The sequence below is a fragment of the Gemmata sp. SH-PL17 genome (assembly GCF_001610855.1).
GTDB classification, from domain to species: domain Bacteria; phylum Planctomycetota; class Planctomycetia; order Gemmatales; family Gemmataceae; genus Gemmata; species Gemmata massiliana.
Window position 1 is genome coordinate 2,230,306 of the sequence record NZ_CP011271.1, and the last position, 20,866, is coordinate 2,251,171.

Consider the following 20,866-nt stretch of genomic DNA (forward strand, 5'->3'; position numbering starts at 1 on the left):
GTGGTGGATGCGTTATTCGTCTTTCCACACTGCAATTTGACTGCTGCGCACGGACTGGTTCGCGAGGTGGGCCGCGCTCGCCGCGCTGACGCCCGCTTCCGCGGGGCAGGCCACCTTCTTCGACCGGTCGCGGATGCACTCGATCCAGTTCGCTAAGTGGAGCAGTTCGCCGTCCGGCTTGTCGTAAAAGTCCAGTCCCTTGCGCGGGTCGGTGCCGAGGACCAGGGACGACGGCTCAGGCTTCTTCTTGTCGCGGTCCGGGATGATCTCGTAGCGCCCGCGGTCGAGGTACAGCGTGCCCTCGGTGCCCATGAATTCGCACATCGAACCGTTGCGGTTGTTGCTGAACGTCCCCTCGAAGTACACCTGCGCCTCCTGCTTCGGGTAGCGCAGGAGCGTCTGCACCGTGTCTGGAGTCTCCCACACGTTCTTCGCCGCGAACCAGTCGCCCACGCTCGCGGCCGAGGCCGGGTGATCGAGATCGAGGAACCAGTGGACCACGTCGATCCAGTGAACCATCAGGTCGGTGAAGATCCCGCCGCCGAAGTCCCAGAACCAGCGCCACTGCCGGAACTTGTAGGCGTCGAAGTCTTGGGCCTTCGCCGCGCCCAGGAACCGCTTCCAGTCCACCTTGCCGGCGTCGAGCGGGTCTTTGCCGCGTTGGAACCGGTTCGCGTTGCGGTTCCAGGTGCAGTGAACCTTGTGAACCTTCCCGATCGTGCCGGCCTTGAGCAGCTTGTGGGCTTCGAGGATGTGCGTCATGCTGCGCTGCTGCGTGCCGACCTGCACCACGCGCTTGTTGTCGTTTTGGGCCGCGATCACGGCCTTGCCCTCGGACACGTCGTGCGTGAGCGGTTTCTCGACGTACACGTCCTTGCCCGCTTTGCACGCATCCACCGTGAGCGGGACGTGCCAGTGGTCCGGGCTGGCGATGAGCACCGCGTCCACGTCCTTGCGCGCGAGCAACTCCTCGTGCTTCTTCGTGGCGAACGCCTTCGGGTCGGCGAGTTTTCGGGCCGCGTCGAGGTTGTCATCGAACACGTCGCACACGGCGGTGATCTTCACGTTCGGCAGCGCGGGGAAGGACTTCAGCAGGTGCTTGCAGCGCCCGCCGACGCCGATCAGCCCGACCTGGAGCGTGTCGTTCGCGGCGAACCCGCGCGAGCCTTCGACGAGTAGACCAGCCGTGGCGAGAGCGGAAGAGGCGAGGAACGTGCGACGGTTGGAAGACATTGGCGCAACCTCGTGGGGAGAAGGTGCCCCCACATTAAGCCGCATCACGAGTCGAGAAAAGAAAAACCCCCGCAGGTAGTACCCGCGGGGGTTCGGATGAAGGCGACCCATCCGTTGAATGGGAGAAAAAAATCTATCCGATTTACGGGAGAATGAATCTCGGGATAAAATCGGGCAAAACGAGCCCGAATCTTTGATAGTCGCTTGAGAATTCTGGAGCGAATCGCTGGCAGGCGAGTCCGCAATTGGCAGGTTCTTCTTTCTTACACCCTAATACTACAGCGCAGGACGTTATCACCTACTTGACGGCTCGCGTTCAGCGAGGCGCCGCTTGCGATGACTGAGAGCGGCGCGGCGATTGCGTTCCTGTCGCCACCGGGACCATTTCAGGATCTCGTCGATGCCCCAGGTCCGCACGTCCAATAGGTGCGTCAGTAGCGCCCGCACTTCGGGCACGGTCATCTGGGGCTCTTTTTCCCCCCAACTGGTGCTTCCGTAGCACCAGGAACGCCAAGGCGAGCATGGACAGGGCGGTGTGGTGATGCCACCCGACCCAGCCTCGGGTCTCGTACTCGTCCAACCCGCACTCGCCTTTACACGACTGGATGTCCTCTTCGATCGTCCACCGCACGCCCCGCACCTGGGCCAGTTTCTCCAGCGGCACCTCGGCCGGGGCGTTGCTCCGGTGGTACTTCAGCTCCGGCTCCTGGCTCAGCGAGCGGTACACCAACAGGCGCTCGCCCGGTCCGGGCAACTGGTCCTCGCAGAACCACACCGGCACCTCGGCGTACTCGCACACCCGTGGGCCCTGACTCCCCTCGCCCACGACCACACGGCGCCACGCGCCGGCCGGGAGGGACGCGGCGATCTCATCCACACGCCGTCGGTCCCCGACCACCAGCGGCTTGGTCGGTTGCCGCCCGCGCGCGGGTCGCGGGCGCTGGTCGGCCGGGGTGACCTGCGGGGCCGCGGTCCACACCTGGGTATCCGACGAGATGTCCAGCACGTACCACTTGCCCAGCGCCCGCACGCCCTGCACGAACGTCGGGTTGTCCCCGTACACGCAATCCCCGCCGGCCCACCGGAACGGGACACCGGCGGCCACCGCGCCCGCGATCATCTCCAGGGCCAGGGCCGGCTTGGTGCGGAACATCACGTCCTTGGGAACCCCGGCCTCCGTTCGCCGGTCCACATCGTCGGCCCAGTCCTCGGGCAGGAACAGCCGGCGATCCACGAACGTGTGCCCCTTGGTCGAGCAATAGTTGGCGAACACGGCCACCTGGCAGTTGTCGGTGCGCCCCAGGGTGCCCGAGTACTGGCGCTTGACCCCGACCGACTTGGTGCCCTTCTTGGGGAACCCGGTCTCGTCCGAGTTCCACACCGCGTCCGCATCGCCCAACGCATCCAAGATCTGGCCACGCAACGCGGCGACGACATCCGCGTCCTTCCACGCCCCGGTCGTGACGAACGCTTGGAGGGACCGGACCGGGCCGCCGTCGAGTGCCTCGGCAATGTTCTCGGTGTTGCGCCGGTCGCCCCCACGCAACAGCCCCTGAACGAACCGACGCGCGTGGGCTCGGTTCCCGTCGCGACCGAACAGCGGAGCGTACCGGTCCAGGAACCGATCCAACTCGGGCTTCAGCGCCTTCAACTGTTGCTCATCCATGAGCCCGACCCCACACACATGATGACCGAAAGGGCTCATCTTGTACCCCATCGGCTCTTCGCGTAGAAGAGCAGCCGGATCTGCGCTGTAGTACTAATCCGTCGAATAGTTTCACGGACTTTCATTTCCGTCGGGAAAAGGTGGGGAAAAGTATTCGGCAATGAAAGAGAAATGAGACCGCACCGGAGGCGATTTTTCATATGTCGCCGTGCCCGCGGATTTCCGTTTTTGGCGGTTTTCAGTCACGCGGGCATTGAAACACGATCTGTGTAGCTCAGAAGCCGAACTTCTTCTTGAGTGCGTCCGCAGCGCCCGCGAGCGGATTCCCGCCGTCCCCGCCGCCAGACAGTAACCCCTGAAGGTGCTCGCCGACGGCCGGCACTTTGTTCTTCACGAACTCCACCACGCTGTTCACGGCGGCTTTCGCCTGTTCCGGGTTGATGCCGGCCTTTTCGCTCACGGACTTGATGAGTTCGTCCACGGTAGACCTCCCGATGTGTGTGGTCGTTACCCGCGCCGGTGCCGAATGCACCGGCGGTCGTTCACTCTTTGGGGAACCGTTTGCTCGCGGTCGCGACGGGCTTCTCGTCCTTGTCCAGCACCACGATGTAGGTCGCGGCACCGGGCGTCTCTTCGACGAGTTTCAGAGCCTGCTCGGGCGGGAGCACGCTCACCGCTTTGGTCATGCTATCCGCGGTCGTGCCGTTGGGCGCGATTACCGTCACGCTGCGCCGACCGGTTAACCCCAACCCGGTTTTCGGATCGAGCACGTGCGAGTAACGCACGCCGCCGATCTCGACGAACTGCTCCAGATCGCCCGACGTGGAGACGGCCGCGTTCGCGAGCTTGAGCGGGCGCGGTTTCTGACTCTTCGCGATCGGGGCGATTTCGACCTTCCAGCCGTCCTCACCGGGCGGGGGATCGCCGCACGCGATGTCCCCATAAGCCGCGACGAGAGCCTGCTTGATGCCGAACTTGTCGCGTAGCAGCTTCAGAGCTTCGTCGGCCGCGTAGCCCTTCGCGATCCCGCCGAGGTCGAGCTGCATTCCCGGTGTGAGGAGCTGTACGGTCTGTTTCGTCGCGTCCAGTTTCACCTTCTTGTAGCCGACCTTCTCGCGCGCCGCAGCGAATTCCTTCGGGTCGGGCAATTGCTGCGTGCGCCGAGCGAGCCGCCAGAGTTGCACCACCGGCCCCACGGTCACGTCGAACGCGCCGTCGGACTTCTTCGACAACTCATCGGCCTTGCGCAGGACGAAGAACAGATCGTCGCCGACCTTCACCGGATCGCCGACTTCCGTCGCGAACGTCTTGCACAGCAGCATGAGTTCGCTGTCCTTCTTGTAGTCACTCATGATGCCGTCGAGTTCGCCGACCCGCGCGAACGCGGCGTCCGACGCTTTCTTGGCCGTAGCCTTGTCGGGCGCGTACAGCACGATGCGGAACGTCGTGCCCATGTGCTTCGACTCGAACTCGAAGCGCTGGGGGATAGCAGAACCTAACCCCCCAACCCCCTTCCCTAGGAAGGAAGGGGGAGCAAAACCAAATACAACAGGTACGAAACAATCAACGGTGGTTTTAAGCCCCTCTCCGTTTAGGGGAGGGGTTGGGGAGGGGTTACAGCCACAACCTCCCCCCCGGGAATGGGGTTGGGGGAGGGCGGTCGCTGTCATAAGATGGCACAGTATAGCGCCCGCTATGCAGTAGCTCATTTGACACCCCGCCCGTTGACAGTAACTCTCTCTTCGGAGAATCTAGCAGAATGCCGCTCCGAAACACCCTTGCCGCCGTACTCTGCGCCGCGGTTCCGGTCTTCGCACTCGCCACCGTGCCGGACGAGAAGTCCGCGAGCAAAGCGCCCGACGCTCCCAAACCGGCCAAACTGGAGCCGAAAAAGAACTTCGTCGAGAAGACGAAGGGCTTCAAGACCGTCGTGGACGACCCCGACAGTGAGCCGCCGAAGACGCACCGTGAGGACATGAACGCCCAGTTCGAGATGGTCTGGGTTCCGGGCGGCGAGTTCACGATGGGCAGCCCGGACGCCGAGGCCGGGCGCGAGGCGCTCGAGGGTCCGCGCCACAAGGTGAAGGTGAACGGCTTCTGGATGGCCAAGCTCGAGTGCGGCTGGGACGAGTACGACGCCTTCTGGTACGACGAGAACTTCCTGAAGGCCGACGACGTCGCGGTGAAGAAGCTCGGCGCGGATGCGATCACGCGCCCGACGAACGCCTTCGTCGACGCCACCTACGGGCACGTGCGCGAGGGGCACCCGGCCCTCTGCATGACCCACCACGCCGCGATGATGTACTGCGCGTGGCTCCGCAAGAAGACCGGCCGGGCGTACCGCCTGCCCACCGAGGCCGAGTGGGAGTACGCGGCCCGCGCCGGCAAGGACGGGACGTACAGCTTCGGGAACGACGCGAAGGGCCTCGGCGAGTACGCCTGGTACAAGGACAACTCCTCGACCGACGCGAAGCCGGCCGGCACCACGCACAAGCGGGGCACCAAGAAGCCGAACGCCTTCGGCCTGCACGACATGCACGGGAACGTGTGGGAGTGGACTCTCGACCAGTACGACGAAAAGGCTTACACGAAGTTCGCGAAGAACGAACTCAGCCTGCGCCCGGTGACCGTGCCGACCGACGAGAAGTGGGCGCACGTGGTGCGCGGCGGCTCGTGGGCGGACAAGGCCGATCGGTGCCGCAGCGCGACGCGCCGCGTGTCGGACCCGACCTGGATGAAGTGGGACCCGCAGGAGCCGCAGAGCATCTGGTGGCTCACGCGGATGGACGTGATCGGGTTCCGCGTGGTACTCGCGGAAGAAGAACAGCCCGAACTCGCGGACCTGAAGCCCCGGGTCATCAAGAAGTCCGAGTAATTTTCGTGCGGCGGGCGCATTCGCGCTCGCCGATACTGGAAGCACCGTTGATGCCATTTTCCGTGGGGCGGGCCGTGGCCCGCTCCGCACCACCTTTCCTGTGGGCCGCACCCACACCATTCAAGAGGCTCTCCCCATGTCGAACCGTCGTGATTTCCTGAAGGCGACCGCCGCCGCGGGCGGGGTCGCAGTCGCCAACAACTTCGCGAGCGCGTTCGCGGGCGGCGGCGACACGATCAAGGTCGGGCTCATCGGCTGCGGCGGGCGCGGTATGGGCGCGGTCAAGGACATCCTGAACGCCGAAGAGAAGATCAACGGCTCCGCCGGGAAGGTCGAAATCGTCGCGGTCGCGGACGTCTTCAAGAACAAGTCCGAGAACGCGGTCAAGACGTTCACCAACGAGAAGAGCAAGGACTACGGCCGGTTCACGAAGAAGGTGAAGGTCACGCCGGACACCACGTTCAGCGGGCTGGACGCCTACCAAAAGCTCCTCGCGACCGATGTGAACCTCGTCATCCTCGCGACGCCCCCGGGCTTCCGCCCGTACCACCTCGAGGCCGCTGTCAAAGCCAACAAGAACATCTTCTGCGAGAAGCCGGTCGCGGTGGACGCCACGGGCGCCCGCAAGTGCTACGAACTGGTCGAAGAGTCGCGGAAAAAGAACATCGCGATCGTGGCCGGGACGCAGCGCCGGCACCAGAAGGGTTACATCGAGACGATGAAGCACATCCGCGACGGTGCGATCGGCGACATCGTTTCCGCCCGGTGCTCGTGGAACGGCAACGAGCCGTGGTTCCACAAGCGCCCCGAGGGCATGGCGGACAGCACGTACCAGCTCTACAACTGGTACCACTACCTGTGGCTGTGCGGCGACCACATCGTTGAACAGCACGTCCACAACCTGGACGTCATCAACTGGGCGATGGGCGAGCACCCGGTCCGGGCGGTCGGGTTCGGCGGGCGCGCGGTCCGGCACCCCGGTGGCCCGAAGGAAGGGGGCCAGATCTGGGACCACTTCGCGGTCGAGTACGAGTACAAGAACGGCGTGCGCCTGTCGAGCTACTGTCGCCACCTCCCCGGCGACGACGACGTGTCCGAAACGCTGTACGGCTCGAAGGGCAAGTGCTACACGCGCGACGGGTACTACGAGATCAACAAGAAGCCGTCCGGCTCGGACAACATCTCCGCCTACGTGCAGGAGCACATCGACCTGCTCAACAGCATCCGCGCGGGTTCGCCGCTGAACGAGCTGAAGAACGTGACCGACTCGACGTTCACCGCGATCCTCGGCCGTAACGCTTGCTACGGCTGCAAGACGCTGAACTGGGAAGACGCGCTGGCCTCGGCCGAAGACACGATGCCGAAGGGCTACGCGCTCGACACGCCGCTGGACGCGACTCGCGCCCCGGTCCCCGGCACGTGGAAGCTCCCTCCCCGCGCCTAATAAAGTAAAAAGTGAAAAGGTAAAAGGTAAAAGCAGAAGTAAGGCAAAAATGCCACCCGCTCGTTGACACTCGCGGTTCGCCAAGCGCTAAGGCGAACCGCGAGTGTTAACGAGCGGGTGGAACTGCTACAGATCAGGCGAACCGACCGCTAGCACGAGCGGGCGATACAAAAGGCGGGGCGGAAGAAGAGGCAATGCCTTCTCTTCCGCCCCGCCTTTGCTTGCTTTTCCTTTTTGCCTTTTACCTTTTCACTTTTGCCTTCCTGGGTCTTTTCAAAGACCCAGGACTTTGTCCATTTGCGCAGAAATCTTCTTGAGGTGCTCCTCGCCGCCCCCGCCGACCTCGGACGTGGCCCAGCCGTTGTAGCCGATCTCGGCGAGCGCCTTCAGGATTTCGGGCCAGTCCTCGTCGCCCTCGCCGATCGCGACCCACTGCTTGGTCTTGCTGTAGCCCTTGAAGTCGAACTTGAGCATCCGCTTACCGAGCTTCCGGATCCAGTCCGCGGACGGGACGCCGTACTTGACCATGTTCGAGCAGTCGAAGTACGCGCCGACGAACTCGCTCTTGAAGTCGTCGACGTACTGAACGAGCTGCTCGGGCTTCGTGATGAAGTTGTTCCACACGACCTCGATCGCGATCTTCACCTTCAGCTTCTCGGCGAGCGGCAGCACCTTCCGCACTTCGGCCTGGGAGCGCTCGTAGCACTGCTCGTAGCTCACCTCTTTATTGACCACGCCGGGCACGAGCAGCACCGTGTCCGCGCCGACGGTCTTCGCGTCTTCGAGCGCGCCCTTCAGGGCTTCCAGACCCTTCGCGCGGACCTTCTCGTCCGGGCTGGAGAGCGTGTCGGTCCAGTGGACCGAGTCGATGACGCCGTGGACCGCGACGCCGGTGTCCTTGCTCGCCTTCACCAGTTCGTCGAGTTTGGTCGTTCCCGGGCTGTCGATTTCTACACCCAGGAACCCGCACTTTTTGGCGAGTTCGAGCCGCTCCTGGTGCGTCCCCTTGAGCTGAATCATGCCGTACTTCACGGCCTTTTTCAGCTTCGGTTTCTTCTGCTCGGCCGAGAAGAGGTACGACCCGGTGACCGCGGTAGCGGTGACGGCGGCGGTGGTGTGCAAGAAATCACGGCGCCCGAGTGGACGGTTCATAATAGTGGTCCCGTACCGAGGTTTGCGGCGTCCGTTCCGTGTCTCTCCGTCGCGAGTAAATGGAGACGTCCCGGCGCTCCGCACCGGTTGGCCGAATTGTGACGGTTGCGAGAGTATTCCGCAAGCGCCAGGTTAGATAAATTAGGGGCTGTCAATCCGGGTAGTTTAGGTGGCCCAGTCGGGTGGCACAATCACGCGCGCCACTCGACCGTTGCGGACTGCCCGGGGGCCTCTTCGACCTCGACGCGCAGCACTTCCGGCGTGAAGTTCTCATTGGTCCGGAGCGACTCCCAGAGGCGCCCCGCGATGTAGCGCGCGAGCAATTCCGCAGTAGTGTTCTCGATGGGGAGCAGGATACAGTCGCCGCGCGGGAACTGCCACTCGCGGTCCTCGTATTTCACGCGCACGCACCGGGGCGTGTCGTCGACCGCGATGACCGGGTTGCGGGTGGCGAGTAGCATGTGGTGATCGAGTTCGTCGGTAATTTCCTTCGTGCGCTTTTTGAGGGCGATGAAGTCGAAGACGTAGTAGTCCTCTTGCAGCACCCCCTCGACCTCGACCGCGGTGCGATAGTTGTGGCCGTGGAGCCGCTCGCACTGGTGCCCGCGGTAGCTGATGAAGTGCCCGCAGCAGAACGTCAGGTGGTCTTTCGTAACGCGGACTTTGAAGCGCTCGCTCGGCATGATTACAACCAATCCGGAACGTGCCACCGGAACGGGGCGGAGGGAGTCACCTTATTCTCCCGCAACGCGACGAACAGGCAGGCCGTAATCAGGTCGGCCGTTGTGCCGGGGTTCAGTTTATTACCGTCGCTGCGTAAGTGCTTGTCGAGTACCACCCCCGCAGCGCGCCCGTCCGGGGTGGCGATCCCACCCAAACGCAGCACTTCTGCCGCCCGCTTTTGCACGTCTTCAGCGACCGCGGGGCCGTTTTTACGTGCGATGAGCGAATCCGGGTATTGCGCGAGCCACCGCAGTTGTGAATCGATGATGGCCGCTTCGACGCTGCCGAACCGCGCGAGCGCGTCCAGGAACGCGGGCACGCCGAAGTCGAACACGTCCGCGAAGTCGTTCGCGTACTGGCGCGCGACCATGTCGCGGTCCGCGGCCAGTTTCATCGCTTCGAGCAACGTGACCGTGGGCTCGTCGCGGACGTCTTGCTCGGGTGCGTCGCCGAGCCCGCCGGGTTTCGCGATCCGAATGGCCTGGTAGACTTGCTGTGCGTCTTCGATCGAGAGCCGGGCGAGAAGCCGTGAGAGTTCCGCGCGCCCCTCCGGTACATTCGTCACTTCCCAGGTCGATGCGAGAGGCGCGAGGAGGAGAATGATCCCCAAATTGGTGTTAGTCCCCACGGCTTCGCGCACGTGCCGCACGGCAAAATTGATCGTCTCCCCGACGCGCCGAGTGCTCGCGGCGTTCCCAAGAGTGCCCATAATCGCGCCGGCGGACAGGACGAAATCGAGGTAGCTCGTGTCCGCGAAATCGGCGAACCGGTGGACGTTACCGACCTTCCGGCTCGTGGCCTCCCAGACACAGGCCGTGTGAACGGAGATTTCTATTAGTGTGCGGTCATACACGCCCATCTCACGTGCCCTCCGCCAGGAACCGCACGACTTCCTTCGCCACGTCCACCCCGCACGTCGGGGCGAGGGCCTTCCAGCCGGGGACCGCGTTCACTTCGATCACGAACATTTCGCCGTTGGGACCGGGGAGTAAATCCACGCCCGCGATTGGGCAGCCGACGACTTCTGCCGCACGCAGCGCGAGCGCCGTTTCGCTGGTACTCAGCACGACCGGTTCGGCGGTGCCGCCCTGGGCCACGTTCGTGCGCCAGTCGTTGACGGCTGTTCGCCGCATCGATGCGACTACGCGGTCGCCGATGACGAACGCGCGGAAGTCCCGCCCAGGGTGCCGCACGAACTGCTGAAGGTAAATCACCTGCCCCGTCTGTTCCAGCACGCGGAACGTGCGCCACGCGGTTTCGGGGTCGGTGATCCGGCACATCCCGCGCCCCTCGGAGCCGAACAGCGGCTTCAGCACGACGTCGCCGCCCAGGTCCGCGAAGCAGGTCATCGCATCGTCACTTTTTTGGCACACCGCGGTGGGCGGAGTCGCGATTCCCGCGCGTGCGAGCCGGGCCGTGGTGAGGTACTTGTCCACGCACACTTCGACTGCGCGCGGTGGGTTCAGGACGGGCATTCCGCGTGCGGCGGCTTCGTGCAGCAGGTCCATGCGGAACACGACCTGTTCTAGCGAGCCGGCCGGCATCGTGCGCACGACCAGCGCGTCGAAGCGGGCGAGCGCGTCGCCTCCCGCGTTCGCCCGCGCGGAGAGTGCCCGGAAGTCGACCGGAACCGCTTCGTGTTTCAGCTCGTGCGCGCCGCGCACGAGATCCTGAACGTGCCAGCCGGTTCCACCGGAGAGGATCGCGATTCTCATTCGTCCAGTCCGAACGACTTGCGGAGCAAAGCGGGTTCACTACGGCCGAAGCGGTGGGTGCGCCCCGTCTTCAGGTTGCGGAACTCGATCTCGGCCGGCGAGAAGAGGAGCGGATCAATCTTGTAGAAGTCGCCATTGTACCGCGCGAACACCTCGGCGAACGGGCTGCCGTGGTCCTTCGACGCGGCGGAGGGGACTTTCGGGCCGATGTGTTCGAGCACCTCGTCGTCCGCGCGCACCCAGAGCACGACTTTGGCGCCGTAGAGGATCGCGTCGTTCGTGCGCCCGATGGCCTGAACGAAGTCGGTCGCGACCGGCGGGAGCGGGGCGATACCGTACCCGCTGACGACCTGGTTCACGTCGAGCTTCAGTTCGTGGAGCTTGTGCAGGGCCGTTTCGACCGACCGCGCGACGATCTGCGTGGTGCCCGCGATGCTGCTGGTGGGCGCAACCATCAGCGTGAGGTGTTCCGCGACCAGCGGCAGTTTCGCGACGATCGCCGCGATGACTTCTTCCGTCGGGTGCTTGTGCGTTTCCAGCACGCCGACCGCGAACGGCGATTCCTCTTTCGCCGAGATGTGCTGGAAGATTTCTTCGCGCGCCGCGAGCGCCCGCATCGGGCCGGACCCCATCGCGAAGAACTTACCCGCGGTCACCTGCCAGCCCGCGTATTGTGACGCGAGGCACGCGCGAACGGGATCGTCCGTGGTGACCTGGACCGCGGGGCCGCCGATCTCGGGCACCGGGTAGGGCACATACGCGACCTCGCCCGCGTCCGCGAGGCACGCCCGCGCGAGCAGCAACCCGGCCGCGAGGCTCCCCTGGACCGCGCCGCCGCAATCGATCACGCGCGCCCCAGCGACCTTCGTGACGTGTACGCGCAACTGGGTCGCGTTGCGCTCGGCTTCGTCGGCGATGAGTTGGGCGCGTTCGTTGAGTGTCATGGAGAGTGCTCCGCGAAGAGGCGATCGAGTTCCGCCGCGCGTGATTGTAGCCGCTCGCGGACCTCGGCGTGCGCGGTTCCGGTCACAAAGAGCGTGAGCACGGGCCAGCCGGTTTCGATTGCGCTGCCTGGTTCGGGGATGTCTGCGAATGCGGGCACGCGCCACGGATCGAACGCCCCTGCGAGGTCCGCGTCCCACGGCCCCCGGGGAGGGAACGTGATCGCGTGGAGGGCGTAGTAGATCGCTTTGCCGATGATTCGTGTCTGCAACCCCTCCCCAGCCCCTCCCCTAAACGGAGAGGGACTTAATACCGGTGCTTGTGATGCGGTTGTCTGTATGTTTGGTTCTGTTCCCCCTTCCTTCTTAGGGAAGGGGGGTAGGGGGTTAGGTTGCCTTTGCTCCCCCTTCCCTTCAGGGAGAGGGGATGGGGGGGTAGGTTCTGCTCTCCCTCCCGCGTACTCCAGCACCTCGACCGCGGCCGTGTAGCGCGGGTTCACTTCGAGGGAGAAGGACACACTCCCCACGAGGACGAAGTCCAACCCCCAGGTGCCGCGCAGACCCATTTCGGCGGCGAGCATCTGACCGAGGCGCGTGATCGTGTTTGCAACTTGCGTGTCGACGGTGACGGGGCCGATGTTCCCGCAATACGCGAACGCCGGCGCGTGCAACCACGGTTCGCCGATGAGTTGTTCCGTGACGCCGAGTAACGCGCCATCAACGAAAATGGCCGACATCGGTGTGCCGGGGATGAACTCCTGGAAATAGTGGTGCGGCGACGGTGCATCGCCCGATTGCGCGAAGCGGATGCCGAGTCCGCCGCCGGACCGCAGCGGCTTGCGGAGCCAGCGCCCGTCCGGCGGACACGACTCGCCGGTCGGAACGAGTTTCGGTGTCGCGAGCCCGGCCGCAGTCAGGGCGGAGGCGAGTGCGAACGGGTCGCGGACGCGCGCGAGAACCTCGAGCGGGTTGCCCCACAGTTCGCGCGTCCGCGCGAGTTCTGCAACGATGTGTGGGTGGTTTTCGAGGCCGCCCGTGTAGAGGACCGGACCGGGCGGGAACTGTGCGGCGAGGGTGGGTATCGCGTCGGGGTAGCGGTCGTGCGGGCACACGGCGCAGTCGGCGACGGTGCGCTTCAGGTCGCGGTCCGCGAACAGGTCCACGGCCCACGCCCGGAACCCGGCGCGGGCGAGGGAGTGGACCGCCGCCCGCGCGCTCGTCCCGACGACACCGACCACTGTCACTGGTCCAACACCGGGGTCGGCAGCTTGAAGAACTTTCGGATTTTCTGGAGCTCGGGGATCAGCATTACCCGCATTACGTCGGCGAAGTCGTCGGTCCACGCGGGCACGTCCTTGTCGAACACTACCGGGCGGAACCCGTACCCGGTTTCCTTGTACAGCACGGTCATCGTGGTGTCGAACGCCGTGTACTTGCGGACGAGGCCCGCGTACATCTGGGCCTGCGGGTCCGCGGTGCGCTTGTCGAGGTACTCGAGCAGCGTGTCCTGCTGCTTGAGCGGCGCGCGATCCAGGAGCGGCGCGAGGTCCGGGTAGGTGCCCTTGAGGACGTCGATCAGTTGACCGCCGATCCCGTAGGTGCCCACCAGTTCCGCGAGCGGTGAACCGATCTTCGCGCCCAGATCCTCGGGCTTGCGGGCCAGGGCCACCCAACCCGACCCGGTCTTCCCCGGGAGCCCCTCCGCGTCGTCGCTCCACACGCGCGCCACGAGGCCGAGTTCCTTGGCGATCGCGGCGACCACCGGCTCCAGTTTCACGTACTTGTTGGAGATGTGCAGTGCCAGGATGCCGTCGTCGGTGAGCCGGTCCACGTACAGCCGCACGGCCTCCGTGGTCAACAGGTGGACCGGGATCGAGTCGGAGCTGAAGGCGTCCACTAGCAGCAGCGCGTACTTGCGGTCGGTGTCTTCCTTCAGTTTGAGGCGGGCGTCGCCGAGGCGGAAATCGAGCGCCGCGCCGCGCCGTTCCGCGTCCTTGACGTAGGTGAAATACTGGTCCGTGTCCGCGACCAGGCGCTTCACGGTCGGGTCGATTTCGTAGAAGGTGAGCTTCTGGTCCTTGAGCGCGTAGCACGACACGCTCCCGGTCCCGAGGCCGACCATTGCGACGTGTGCCCGGGCGTCCGCGCCGCCCTTCCGCGAGCGCAATGCGTTGAACATCGCGCCCACGGGTCCGGTGCGGTGGTAGTACGTCAGCGGTTCCTCGCGCATGTTGAAGTTCGTGAGCGTCCCGGTCACCGCGATGTTGTTCCACGGGTCCAGCGTGGACATGAACAGCAAGTCTTTGGGGCGGTTGCTCAGCTTCTTGGCCTGGGTGCCGTGCAGCGTCGTGCCGTGGACGAGGCGCAGGTACTCGAACCCGCCCCCGTAGATCGGCTTCCCGTCCGGGTCCGTGAAGGACGTGTCGAAGTACGTCTCTTCCGAGTCGATTTTTAAGATCCCGAAGAAGCTGCGCTCGGTGTACACCACGTCGCGGTTGTACCCGCGGAACATGCTGATCCCCAGGATCGCGCCCACGCACAGCGCGAACCGGAGCGGGCGGTCCACGAAGAAGAAGCAGACCATGACCGGGATCGCGAACGCGAAGATGACGTGGATCGTCTTGCCCGCGACCCCGAGCGCCTGTCCCAGTTTGCCGACGCTCCGGACGTAAGTGTCGACCCCGCCGGCCCGTTGTAACTGCCAGTACGCGAGCGCGGCCAGCACCGGGATCACGATGTCGAGGATCAGCCCCGCGCGCCGGCGCCGGTCGCCCGGTTCGGGCACGCCCCCGTCCTCGTCGTTCAGGCGCGGCACCAGGAGGCACGAGAGCACCAGCACGAGGTTGTACTCGTAGTCGCCGGTGAAGAGGACCGGGGCTAGGAGCGAGTTGAAGATCCCCCCGAGCACGCCGCCGAGCGACATGACGAGAAAGTACGTCGTGAGGTGCTGCGGCTTGGGGCGGTCGCGCGCCAGTTCGTAGTGGCACATCAGCGCCGCGGCGAAGAACGTGAGCAGGTGCAACAGCAGGCTCAGACCCACCCCGGGGTTCACGTCCGAAATGAGCAGGAACACCAGCAGCAGGATCATGACCGGCGCGAGGTTGCCGATCAGGATGCGGAACCACGCGGGGACGCGGCTGAACGCGACGATGAACGTGACGAGGTACAGCGCCAGCGGCCCGACCCACAGGAGCGGGATGCTCGCGATGTCGGTCGTCATGTGGAACGTGACCCCGAGCATCAGGCTGCTCGGCACGAACGCGAGCGCGGTCCACTTCGCCATGCGCCCCAGGCTCGGGGGCGGTTCGTTCAGGGACTGTACCCCGCCCGCGGCGCCCGCAGCCGGCTTGTTCTCGGCGCCCTTGCCGGACGGGGGGACGCCGAGCGGGTTCGCGGCGGCCTTACCGCAGAACGCGATCAGCGCGGCGAGCCCGACGAATCCGACGGCCCAGAACCACGCCTGGCCCCCCTGCGTCATGTACGGCTCGACGAAGAACGGGTACCCGAGGAGCGAGATCAGGCTGCCGAAGTTGCTCGCCGCGTAGAGGAAGTACGGGTCGCGCGCGGACGGGTGCCCGGTGTAAGTGAACCACTTCTGGAGCAGCGTCGCGGTCGTGGCGCAGACGAAGAACGGGACGCCGATCGCCACCGTCAGGATCGCAAGCACGCTGAGGATCGGGCTGGACCCGTCGCGCGGCGCGAGCGATTCGATCACGGCGATCGGCGTGTGCTTCGTGCCGAACACGGCCGCGAGTGCGAACGCGACCACCGGGAGCGCCAGCACCGCGAGGTGGATCACCCACTGCTCGCCCGTTTTGGAGCGCCGGGTGAGTCGGTCCGCGTACAGGTACCCCAGGAGCAGTAGCGCCTGGAAGAACACCATGCACCCGTTCCACACCGCCGGGCTGCCGCCCAAGAGCGGCAGAACGGCCTTGGCGACCATCGGCTGAACCATGAACAGCAGCGACGCGCTCACGAACATCGTGACGGCGAACAACAACGGCACGGGTGCGACTCCGGGAGCGGGCACGAGTACGTGTGGGGCGGATTCCTCGAAGTGTATCGAACACCCAAACGTGCGAGTAGTTTCGAGAAATGAGAAGCCGCGGTCGAGGAGAAGAGTTTCCGACAGGATCAACAGGATCGACCGGATTCAGAGGCGATTCGCCGGTTCCACCGCCGGGACTACTTACGAGCCGCAGGCCGGGCCGCCCCGGTGGATGCCACTTGGCTCTGCCGGGGCGACGTGACCTGAAGGGCACTGCGAACCACCCGCGGCGTAACGCCGCAGTTCGAGCTAATTCTAGGCGGCGGTGAAACGGGGTGTCCTCGTGTGGGATTGAATGTCGAATCGGTTCCGCCGCCCAGCTACTGTCCTACCGTTACACGGTCGGCCCGTGCGTACAACCTGTGTGTCCGCGCGGGCCGTGACCGTAATCTGACCGGCACTACAAACCACCCGCGGCGTAACGCCGCAGAAAACGCTAACTCCGTAGCGGCGGAACCGATGTTTCAGCACAAGTACAGGGCGGGAGCCCTGTGCGGCCTCCGTGTGGGTGTCTCAAAAGGTGCCCCGGTCGCACCGGCTACTTGCTTCGTACCGCAGTTGAATGCCCATATGCGTAGCACTGCGTAGCAAGCGGGCATTCAACGGTGATAGTCGGGCACCAGAAATCATCCGCGGCGTAGCGCCGCAGCATCCGCTAACTTCGGGTGCGCTCGGGGCATTAATTGTGAGTTGTTCGCGGCCGGCTACTTTCGTCCCTTCGGCACGCCTCCCGGCGTGGTACTGATCTGTAGTACCGTGCCGGGAGGACAATTGAACTGATCGGCATTGAGGACCGCCCACGGCGTAACACCGTAGTTTGCGCTAGCTCGTGCGACCGCGAACAACTCGATCACACTCTACCCGCGATTTTCGCGTTCGCCAACCCACGTCGGTAAATAAGTCGGTCGCGCCGTGTAGATACGAGTAAGAGATGGGATACTCGACCCTTCGGGATCGATTGACGGCAGTGTACATGAACCCGGCCCAGGAGGAGATCCCGTGAACCATTTGCTGTCGGTGCTCGGAATCCGTCTGCCGATCATTCAGGCTCCGATGGCCGGCGTTTCGACCCCGGAGATGGCCGCTGCGGTGTCGAACGCGGGCGGCCTGGGTTCGATCGGGGTCGGGAACGTGGACGCGGTCGGCGCCCGAGCCATGATCGCGGCCGTCCGCGCTCGAACCGCCGGCCCGCTCAACGTGAACCTCTTCTGTCACGCCCCGGCCGTCTCGAACCCGGCACGAGAGGCCGACTGGCTCGCCCGGCTCAGGCCACACTTCGCCCGGTTCGGCGCGACTCCGCCCGGAGCATTGCGGGAGATTTACAAGAGCTTCGTCGAAGACGGCGAGATGCTCGCGATGCTCCTCACCGAGCGCCCCGCGGTCGTGAGCTTCCACTTCGGGCTGCCGCCGCTCGACCGGATCCGCGCGCTGAAACAGGCCGGCATCCGGTTGCTGGCGTCGGCCACCAACCTCGCCGAAGCGCACGCGATCCGGGACGCCGGCATCGACGCGGTTGTCGCCCAGGGGTACGAGGCCGGCGGGCACCGCGGGGTGTTCGACCCACAAGCACCGGGCGAGCGACTCGGAACGATGGCGCTCACGCGACTACTCGTCACGAACCTCTCACTGCCGGTTATTGCGGCCGGGGGGATCATGGACGGAGCTGGGATCGCGGCGGCGCTCGCGCTGGGAGCGGGGGCCGCGCAACTTGGTACCGCCTTCATCCTTTGCCCGGAGTCCGCGGCCGATTCCGGCTATCGGCGGGCGATGACCGAGCGCCCGACCCGCGCCACCACCGTGACGAGTGCCATTTCCGGTCGCCCGGCCCGCTCGCTGTCGAACCGGTTTACCGCGTTGGGCGAGGAATTCGGCAACGACAGCGTCCCGGATTACCCGATCGCTTACGATGCCGGGAAAGCGCTCCACGCGGCAGCGAAGTCGGCGGGCGAATACGGCTACGGCGCTCAGTGGGCCGGTCAGGGCGTCGGACGGGCACGGGAGAAACCCGCGGGCGAACTCGTCGGACTGCTGTGGCAGGAGTGCCGGGACGCGATCACGCGAATGTCCTCCATCGAGAATCGGTGACGGGGCAGTCTGTTACGTGGCCGAATCCGGGGGCATGCCGGGTTTGGCCGGCTTGTTGGTGCCACGTCCCCTACTCTCCCGACTCGGCCAGGATGACGATCTCCTGCCGCTGCACCGCGAGGGCCGCGAGGCGGCACAACTCGCCCACGACCTTGGCCGCCATCCCGGTTTTCCGCGACCAGAAGAACTCCGGGTGAACCTGCCACCGCTCGGCCAGTGTACTGCGATCGGCCTCGCTCAGCCCCGCCAGGCCCTCGGTGAAGCCCGTCGGGAAGGTAGCGACGAGGAACAACGGCCCGTCATAATCGTCGTCGGCCGTCTCCCCAACCACCTCGTCGGCGAGATCCGGCTCCACGCGCTGCTCGAACAGCTTCCAAGTGCTCTCGCCGGCTACCCCGCGGAGCAGTTCGTACAGCGCCGCCACCTGGAACACATCGACCCGCTTGATGTGGTAGTGCGGCCACTGCTTCGACCAGCCCATCGAGCGGGCCGCAGGGCCGGCCTCCAAGTGAGGGACGACGTAGAAGTCACAGAACTTCCCCACCCACGCACCTCCGCCACCGAACATCGAGCTCACAAGCCCGGCCGCGGTACCAATACGCGACAACTACAAGCAGGCGGGCACAAGATAAATCACGCGGTCGGGTCCGGTATAGTGACCGGTTCGGCCCGGCTCCTCAATCCATGACGTTTGCGACCAAGTCCGCCAGTTCCTCGGGTGAACACCACTCCCGCGACTCGGCGCAGGCCATTGTCAACCACTCCCAGATGTTGGAGAAGAGTTGGTACGACGGCCAACCGGGTGCCTCGGCCCGCCCCCGCCACGTCAGGTGGACTACGCACACCTGTACGGTGGCTACCCCATTCGCGACCACGAACCCGGCCACCTCGTCCATGTGTTGAGTTTCGGCGAACGGGAGGAAATCTTGAACCGGGATCGACCCACCGTCGACTTCCGTGAGAAACTCCCGCCGCAGTTTGTCCGCCCGGTCAGCGGCGTCCAGGCAGTGCCACGGAGTGAAACCACGGAACCCGTGAGCCCGGAGCCAACGGTAATCGGTCGGGTAATCGTGCCCGCCGAGCGACAGCAGGCACCGCTCGTAGTCACGCCGGAGATAAACCGGTCGCATCCGCTTCGCCTCCTGTTGCCGAACAGCCGAGCCCAATGCCCCGGCCGGGACACCAACCAGCTCACACGGGCAATCGGCGAGCAACGAGACGCAGTTCACGTGGTCGGGTCAGGCGCAGCGCCGAGTTCGGCTTCTGGGACGCGGTCAGCCAGTTCCACGAGAATGTATGTGTACGGCTCCAGTTCGACGTGGTGTGGCCCCGTCCAACAGTCCGACGACTCCGTCGCCACCTCGTGGCCGTTGGCACACAGTGTGTTGACGCCGTCGATGCCGGACAGCCCGCAACACCCGCTCACTCGCCGTCCGTCGGGGTGGTAGCCGGTGTTGACCATGTCCCGGAGGTTGAGCAGGAACCGGCCGCACGACTTGCCCGGGCGGGCGTCCCGCCAGCAGCACCCCTCGGGGAGCAGATCGACTCCGTCACCCGACAACGGGTCCGGCACCTCGCCCAGAAGTCGAACCGGTCGGGTCACCGGCACTCCGCACACGGCGCACTTGAATAGGATCAGGGGCCGCCCGTCGCCCATCCGGAAGCCCTCTCTTGCCGAACGACACCGCCCACCGGCCCGGCCGGGATCGCAACCGGCCACAACGACGCGCGGTGAGTAACTCAATACCAATTACGTGGCCGGGGCGGGTTCGGTTTTGGCGCGTTTGACCCAAGGGGCGATGCGCTCGCCCGACTTGAGGGCCGCACCGCGGTCGTAATAGTACACGGTACCAAACACGATCTCCACGGACCCCGCAAGGATCGTATGCGCCCCCTCGTCACTGCGGATCGCGTACCGGCGTGGCCCGGCCGCGCTCCCGTCGTGAGCGCTAACCGGCCCCTCATCCGCGAATGTCGGGTTGTGGAACCGAACCGGGCAGTCGATCCGGGCGACCTCGACGAAATGCAGTTCCAAGCCGTGGTAGTAGCACAGGTCGAAACTACCCACGACGACGAGCCGCAGCCCGTCGAACGACTGGACGTGGAAGTCGCAGTGGTACCGCGCCAGCTCGTTCACATCTGCCAGGGTGGGCGCCCGGTAGCCGCCGAGTGCTTGCCGCAGGGCTTCGCTTGCTTCCACTACGGCCCCTCCGCCGTCGAACAAATAGCTCACCGGCCCGCCGCAAAGCCAATCCGCGACAACGGCCAGTCAGTGAGCAATAGGAACGAATCACGCGGTTGGGTCCGGTGCCGCGCCCCGTTCGGCGTGCCTTCGAGCGCTCAGGTTTACTTGCCGGATTGGAGGTACTGAGCGATGCTGGCGGCCCAGTCCTCTTTCCACTCCCAGTCGTCCATCACGAAGCACGCGAACTGACTGGCCGTGAGGACGATCTCCGTGTCCACGCTCATTTCCATCATTCGGATGATCTGGTCGTAGGCCTTCTCGTAGTTCACGGGCACCGACAGGCTGATGCGGAAACCAACGACGGAAACCGTCTGGCCCTCCTTCAACCGGTTCACAACCTCGCGGGCCTCTTGGAAGCTCTCTTCGAGCCGGCCGAGGGCGACCTCCCGGTAACCGATACACGCGGCCTTATACTCGCGAATGTGGCGCTCGCGGTTCTCGCGGAGAACCGCCAACAGTTCATCTCGCTTTACTTTGACTTCGCGATCCTCCCAACCCATCCGCTTGAATGTGGCGGCCATACGCACGCTTCCGATCAAATCGTGTTGTCTGGGAATGTACCTTTCGAGCCGCCGCCCCGCGCCGGCGTCACAACACCTTCAGACACCACAATCCCATCGGGGTTCGCACCTCCGGCACCGAACTTAGAACGGGTTCACCGGTCAGTGCCCGTACTCGTTTGCTTCATGTGGCAAACGAGTACGGGCACTGACCGGCAACCGTTGGTGTAATGTCCAGC

At 65.0% G+C, this 20,866-nt stretch carries 19 protein-coding genes; 3 read left to right on the top strand and 16 right to left on the bottom strand.

The window, feature by feature from the left end:
• Positions 1–12: 12 nt before the first annotated feature.
• From VT84_RS09365 to VT84_RS09380, 4 genes are all read right to left on the bottom strand, one after another.
• Positions 13–1,233, bottom strand: a complete 1,221-nt coding sequence (locus tag VT84_RS09365) for a Gfo/Idh/MocA family protein (protein ID WP_052559680.1) — start codon at positions 1,231–1,233, stop codon at positions 13–15.
• Between the two features lie 316 nt (positions 1,234–1,549).
• Positions 1,550–2,899 carry an IS701 family transposase gene (locus VT84_RS09370; RefSeq protein ID WP_162271646.1) on the bottom strand — a complete coding sequence of 450 codons (1,350 nt, stop codon included), beginning with the start codon at positions 2,897–2,899 and terminating at the stop codon, positions 1,550–1,552.
• Between the two features lie 274 nt (positions 2,900–3,173).
• Positions 3,174–3,380 (bottom strand): hypothetical protein, encoded by a 207-nt coding sequence (locus VT84_RS09375; RefSeq protein ID WP_052559681.1) that lies wholly within the window; start codon positions 3,378–3,380, stop codon positions 3,174–3,176.
• Between the two features lie 61 nt (positions 3,381–3,441).
• Positions 3,442–4,353, bottom strand: a complete 912-nt coding sequence (locus tag VT84_RS09380; protein ID WP_082839342.1) for an FAD:protein FMN transferase — start codon at positions 4,351–4,353, stop codon at positions 3,442–3,444.
• 305 nt (positions 4,354–4,658) lie between these two features.
• Between VT84_RS09380 and VT84_RS09385 the strand changes: the two genes are divergently transcribed.
• Together VT84_RS09385 and VT84_RS09390 are read left to right on the top strand one after the other, a co-directional pair.
• Entirely contained in the window at positions 4,659–5,774 is a 1,116-nt protein-coding gene (locus VT84_RS09385) for a formylglycine-generating enzyme family protein (RefSeq protein WP_052559683.1), read from the top strand.
• Between the two features lie 136 nt (positions 5,775–5,910).
• A complete protein-coding gene (locus VT84_RS09390) occupies positions 5,911–7,218 on the top strand; it encodes a Gfo/Idh/MocA family protein (protein ID WP_082839343.1) in 1,308 nt (435 codons plus the stop codon).
• Positions 7,219–7,491: 273 nt separating this feature from the next.
• Here VT84_RS09390 and VT84_RS09395 read toward each other — a convergent pair whose 3' ends face one another.
• The 7 genes from VT84_RS09395 to VT84_RS39550 all read right to left on the bottom strand — a co-directional run bounded on the left by VT84_RS09395 (position 7,492) and on the right by VT84_RS39550 (position 15,755).
• Positions 7,492–8,370 carry a sugar phosphate isomerase/epimerase family protein gene (locus VT84_RS09395; protein ID WP_082839344.1) on the bottom strand — a complete coding sequence of 293 codons (879 nt, stop codon included), beginning with the start codon at positions 8,368–8,370 and terminating at the stop codon, positions 7,492–7,494.
• A 191-nt stretch (positions 8,371–8,561) separates the two neighbouring features.
• A complete protein-coding gene (locus VT84_RS09400; RefSeq protein WP_052559687.1) occupies positions 8,562–9,053 on the bottom strand; it encodes a 6-pyruvoyl trahydropterin synthase family protein in 492 nt (163 codons plus the stop codon).
• Positions 9,054–9,055: 2 nt separating this feature from the next.
• The gene (locus VT84_RS09405) at positions 9,056–9,952 is read right to left on the bottom strand and encodes a triphosphoribosyl-dephospho-CoA synthase (protein WP_082839345.1); all 897 of its coding nucleotides are present in this window, start codon (positions 9,950–9,952) and stop codon (positions 9,056–9,058) included.
• A 1-nt stretch (position 9,953) separates the two neighbouring features.
• A complete protein-coding gene (locus VT84_RS09410) occupies positions 9,954–10,808 on the bottom strand; it encodes a RimK family alpha-L-glutamate ligase (RefSeq protein WP_082839346.1) in 855 nt (284 codons plus the stop codon).
• Positions 10,805–11,752 (bottom strand): methenyltetrahydromethanopterin cyclohydrolase, encoded by a 948-nt coding sequence (mch, locus tag VT84_RS09415; RefSeq protein WP_082839347.1) that lies wholly within the window; start codon positions 11,750–11,752, stop codon positions 10,805–10,807. Before mch ends, VT84_RS09410 begins: the two co-directional genes overlap by 4 nt.
• Positions 11,749–12,993: an ATP-grasp domain-containing protein gene (locus tag VT84_RS39545; RefSeq protein WP_162271647.1), complete on the bottom strand. Its 1,245-nt coding sequence runs from the start codon at positions 12,991–12,993 to the stop codon at positions 11,749–11,751. Before VT84_RS39545 ends, mch begins: the two co-directional genes overlap by 4 nt.
• Entirely contained in the window at positions 12,990–15,755 is a 2,766-nt protein-coding gene (locus tag VT84_RS39550) for a spermidine synthase (protein WP_162271648.1), read from the bottom strand. The genes VT84_RS39545 and VT84_RS39550 overlap by 4 nt, the downstream gene beginning before the upstream one ends.
• 1,041 nt (positions 15,756–16,796) lie before the next feature.
• On the opposite strand from VT84_RS39550, the gene VT84_RS09425 reads away from it, so the two are divergent.
• Positions 16,797–17,882, top strand: a complete 1,086-nt coding sequence (locus VT84_RS09425; protein WP_082839348.1) for an NAD(P)H-dependent flavin oxidoreductase — start codon at positions 16,797–16,799, stop codon at positions 17,880–17,882.
• Between the two features lie 70 nt (positions 17,883–17,952).
• On the opposite strand, the gene VT84_RS09430 is transcribed toward VT84_RS09425, so the two are convergent.
• The 5 genes from VT84_RS09430 to VT84_RS09450 form a co-directional block, all read right to left on the bottom strand.
• Positions 17,953–18,426, bottom strand: a complete 474-nt coding sequence (locus tag VT84_RS09430; protein WP_082839349.1) for a hypothetical protein — start codon at positions 18,424–18,426, stop codon at positions 17,953–17,955.
• Between the two features lie 133 nt (positions 18,427–18,559).
• Entirely contained in the window at positions 18,560–19,012 is a 453-nt protein-coding gene (locus VT84_RS09435; RefSeq protein WP_052559695.1) for a hypothetical protein, read from the bottom strand.
• A 95-nt stretch (positions 19,013–19,107) separates the two neighbouring features.
• Positions 19,108–19,485: a hypothetical protein gene (locus VT84_RS09440; RefSeq protein ID WP_157469362.1), complete on the bottom strand. Its 378-nt coding sequence runs from the start codon at positions 19,483–19,485 to the stop codon at positions 19,108–19,110.
• 147 nt (positions 19,486–19,632) lie between these two features.
• Positions 19,633–20,082: a hypothetical protein gene (locus tag VT84_RS09445; protein ID WP_052559697.1), complete on the bottom strand. Its 450-nt coding sequence runs from the start codon at positions 20,080–20,082 to the stop codon at positions 19,633–19,635.
• 146 nt (positions 20,083–20,228) lie between these two features.
• A complete protein-coding gene (locus VT84_RS09450; protein WP_052559698.1) occupies positions 20,229–20,648 on the bottom strand; it encodes a hypothetical protein in 420 nt (139 codons plus the stop codon).
• Between the last annotated feature and the right edge of the window lie 218 nt (positions 20,649–20,866).

What these genes read in the sequence shown, in the direction of transcription:
- VT84_RS09400 (WP_052559687.1), bottom strand. Translation starts at nt 9,053, where the DNA reads ATGCCGAGCGAGCGCTTCAAAGTCCGCGTTACGAAAGACCACCTGACG.
- mch (WP_082839347.1), bottom strand. Translation starts at nt 11,752, where the DNA reads ATGACACTCAACGAACGCGCCCAACTCATCGCCGACGAAGCCGAGCGC.
- VT84_RS09380 (WP_082839342.1), bottom strand. Translation starts at nt 4,353, where the DNA reads ATGGGCACGACGTTCCGCATCGTGCTGTACGCGCCCGACAAGGCTACG.
- VT84_RS09365 (WP_052559680.1), bottom strand. Translation starts at nt 1,233, where the DNA reads ATGTCTTCCAACCGTCGCACGTTCCTCGCCTCTTCCGCTCTCGCCACG.
- VT84_RS09370 (WP_162271646.1), bottom strand. Translation starts at nt 2,899, where the DNA reads ATGGATGAGCAACAGTTGAAGGCGCTGAAGCCCGAGTTGGATCGGTTC.
- VT84_RS09450 (WP_052559698.1), bottom strand. Translation starts at nt 20,648, where the DNA reads ATGGCCGCCACATTCAAGCGGATGGGTTGGGAGGATCGCGAAGTCAAA.
- VT84_RS09410 (WP_082839346.1), bottom strand. Translation starts at nt 10,808, where the DNA reads ATGAGAATCGCGATCCTCTCCGGTGGAACCGGCTGGCACGTTCAGGAT.
- VT84_RS09390 (WP_082839343.1), top strand. Translation starts at nt 5,911, where the DNA reads ATGTCGAACCGTCGTGATTTCCTGAAGGCGACCGCCGCCGCGGGCGGG.
- VT84_RS09435 (WP_052559695.1), bottom strand. Translation starts at nt 19,012, where the DNA reads ATGCGACCGGTTTATCTCCGGCGTGACTACGAGCGGTGCCTGCTGTCG.
- VT84_RS09405 (WP_082839345.1), bottom strand. Translation starts at nt 9,952, where the DNA reads ATGGGCGTGTATGACCGCACACTAATAGAAATCTCCGTTCACACGGCC.
- VT84_RS09385 (WP_052559683.1), top strand. Translation starts at nt 4,659, where the DNA reads ATGCCGCTCCGAAACACCCTTGCCGCCGTACTCTGCGCCGCGGTTCCG.
- VT84_RS09395 (WP_082839344.1), bottom strand. Translation starts at nt 8,370, where the DNA reads ATGAACCGTCCACTCGGGCGCCGTGATTTCTTGCACACCACCGCCGCC.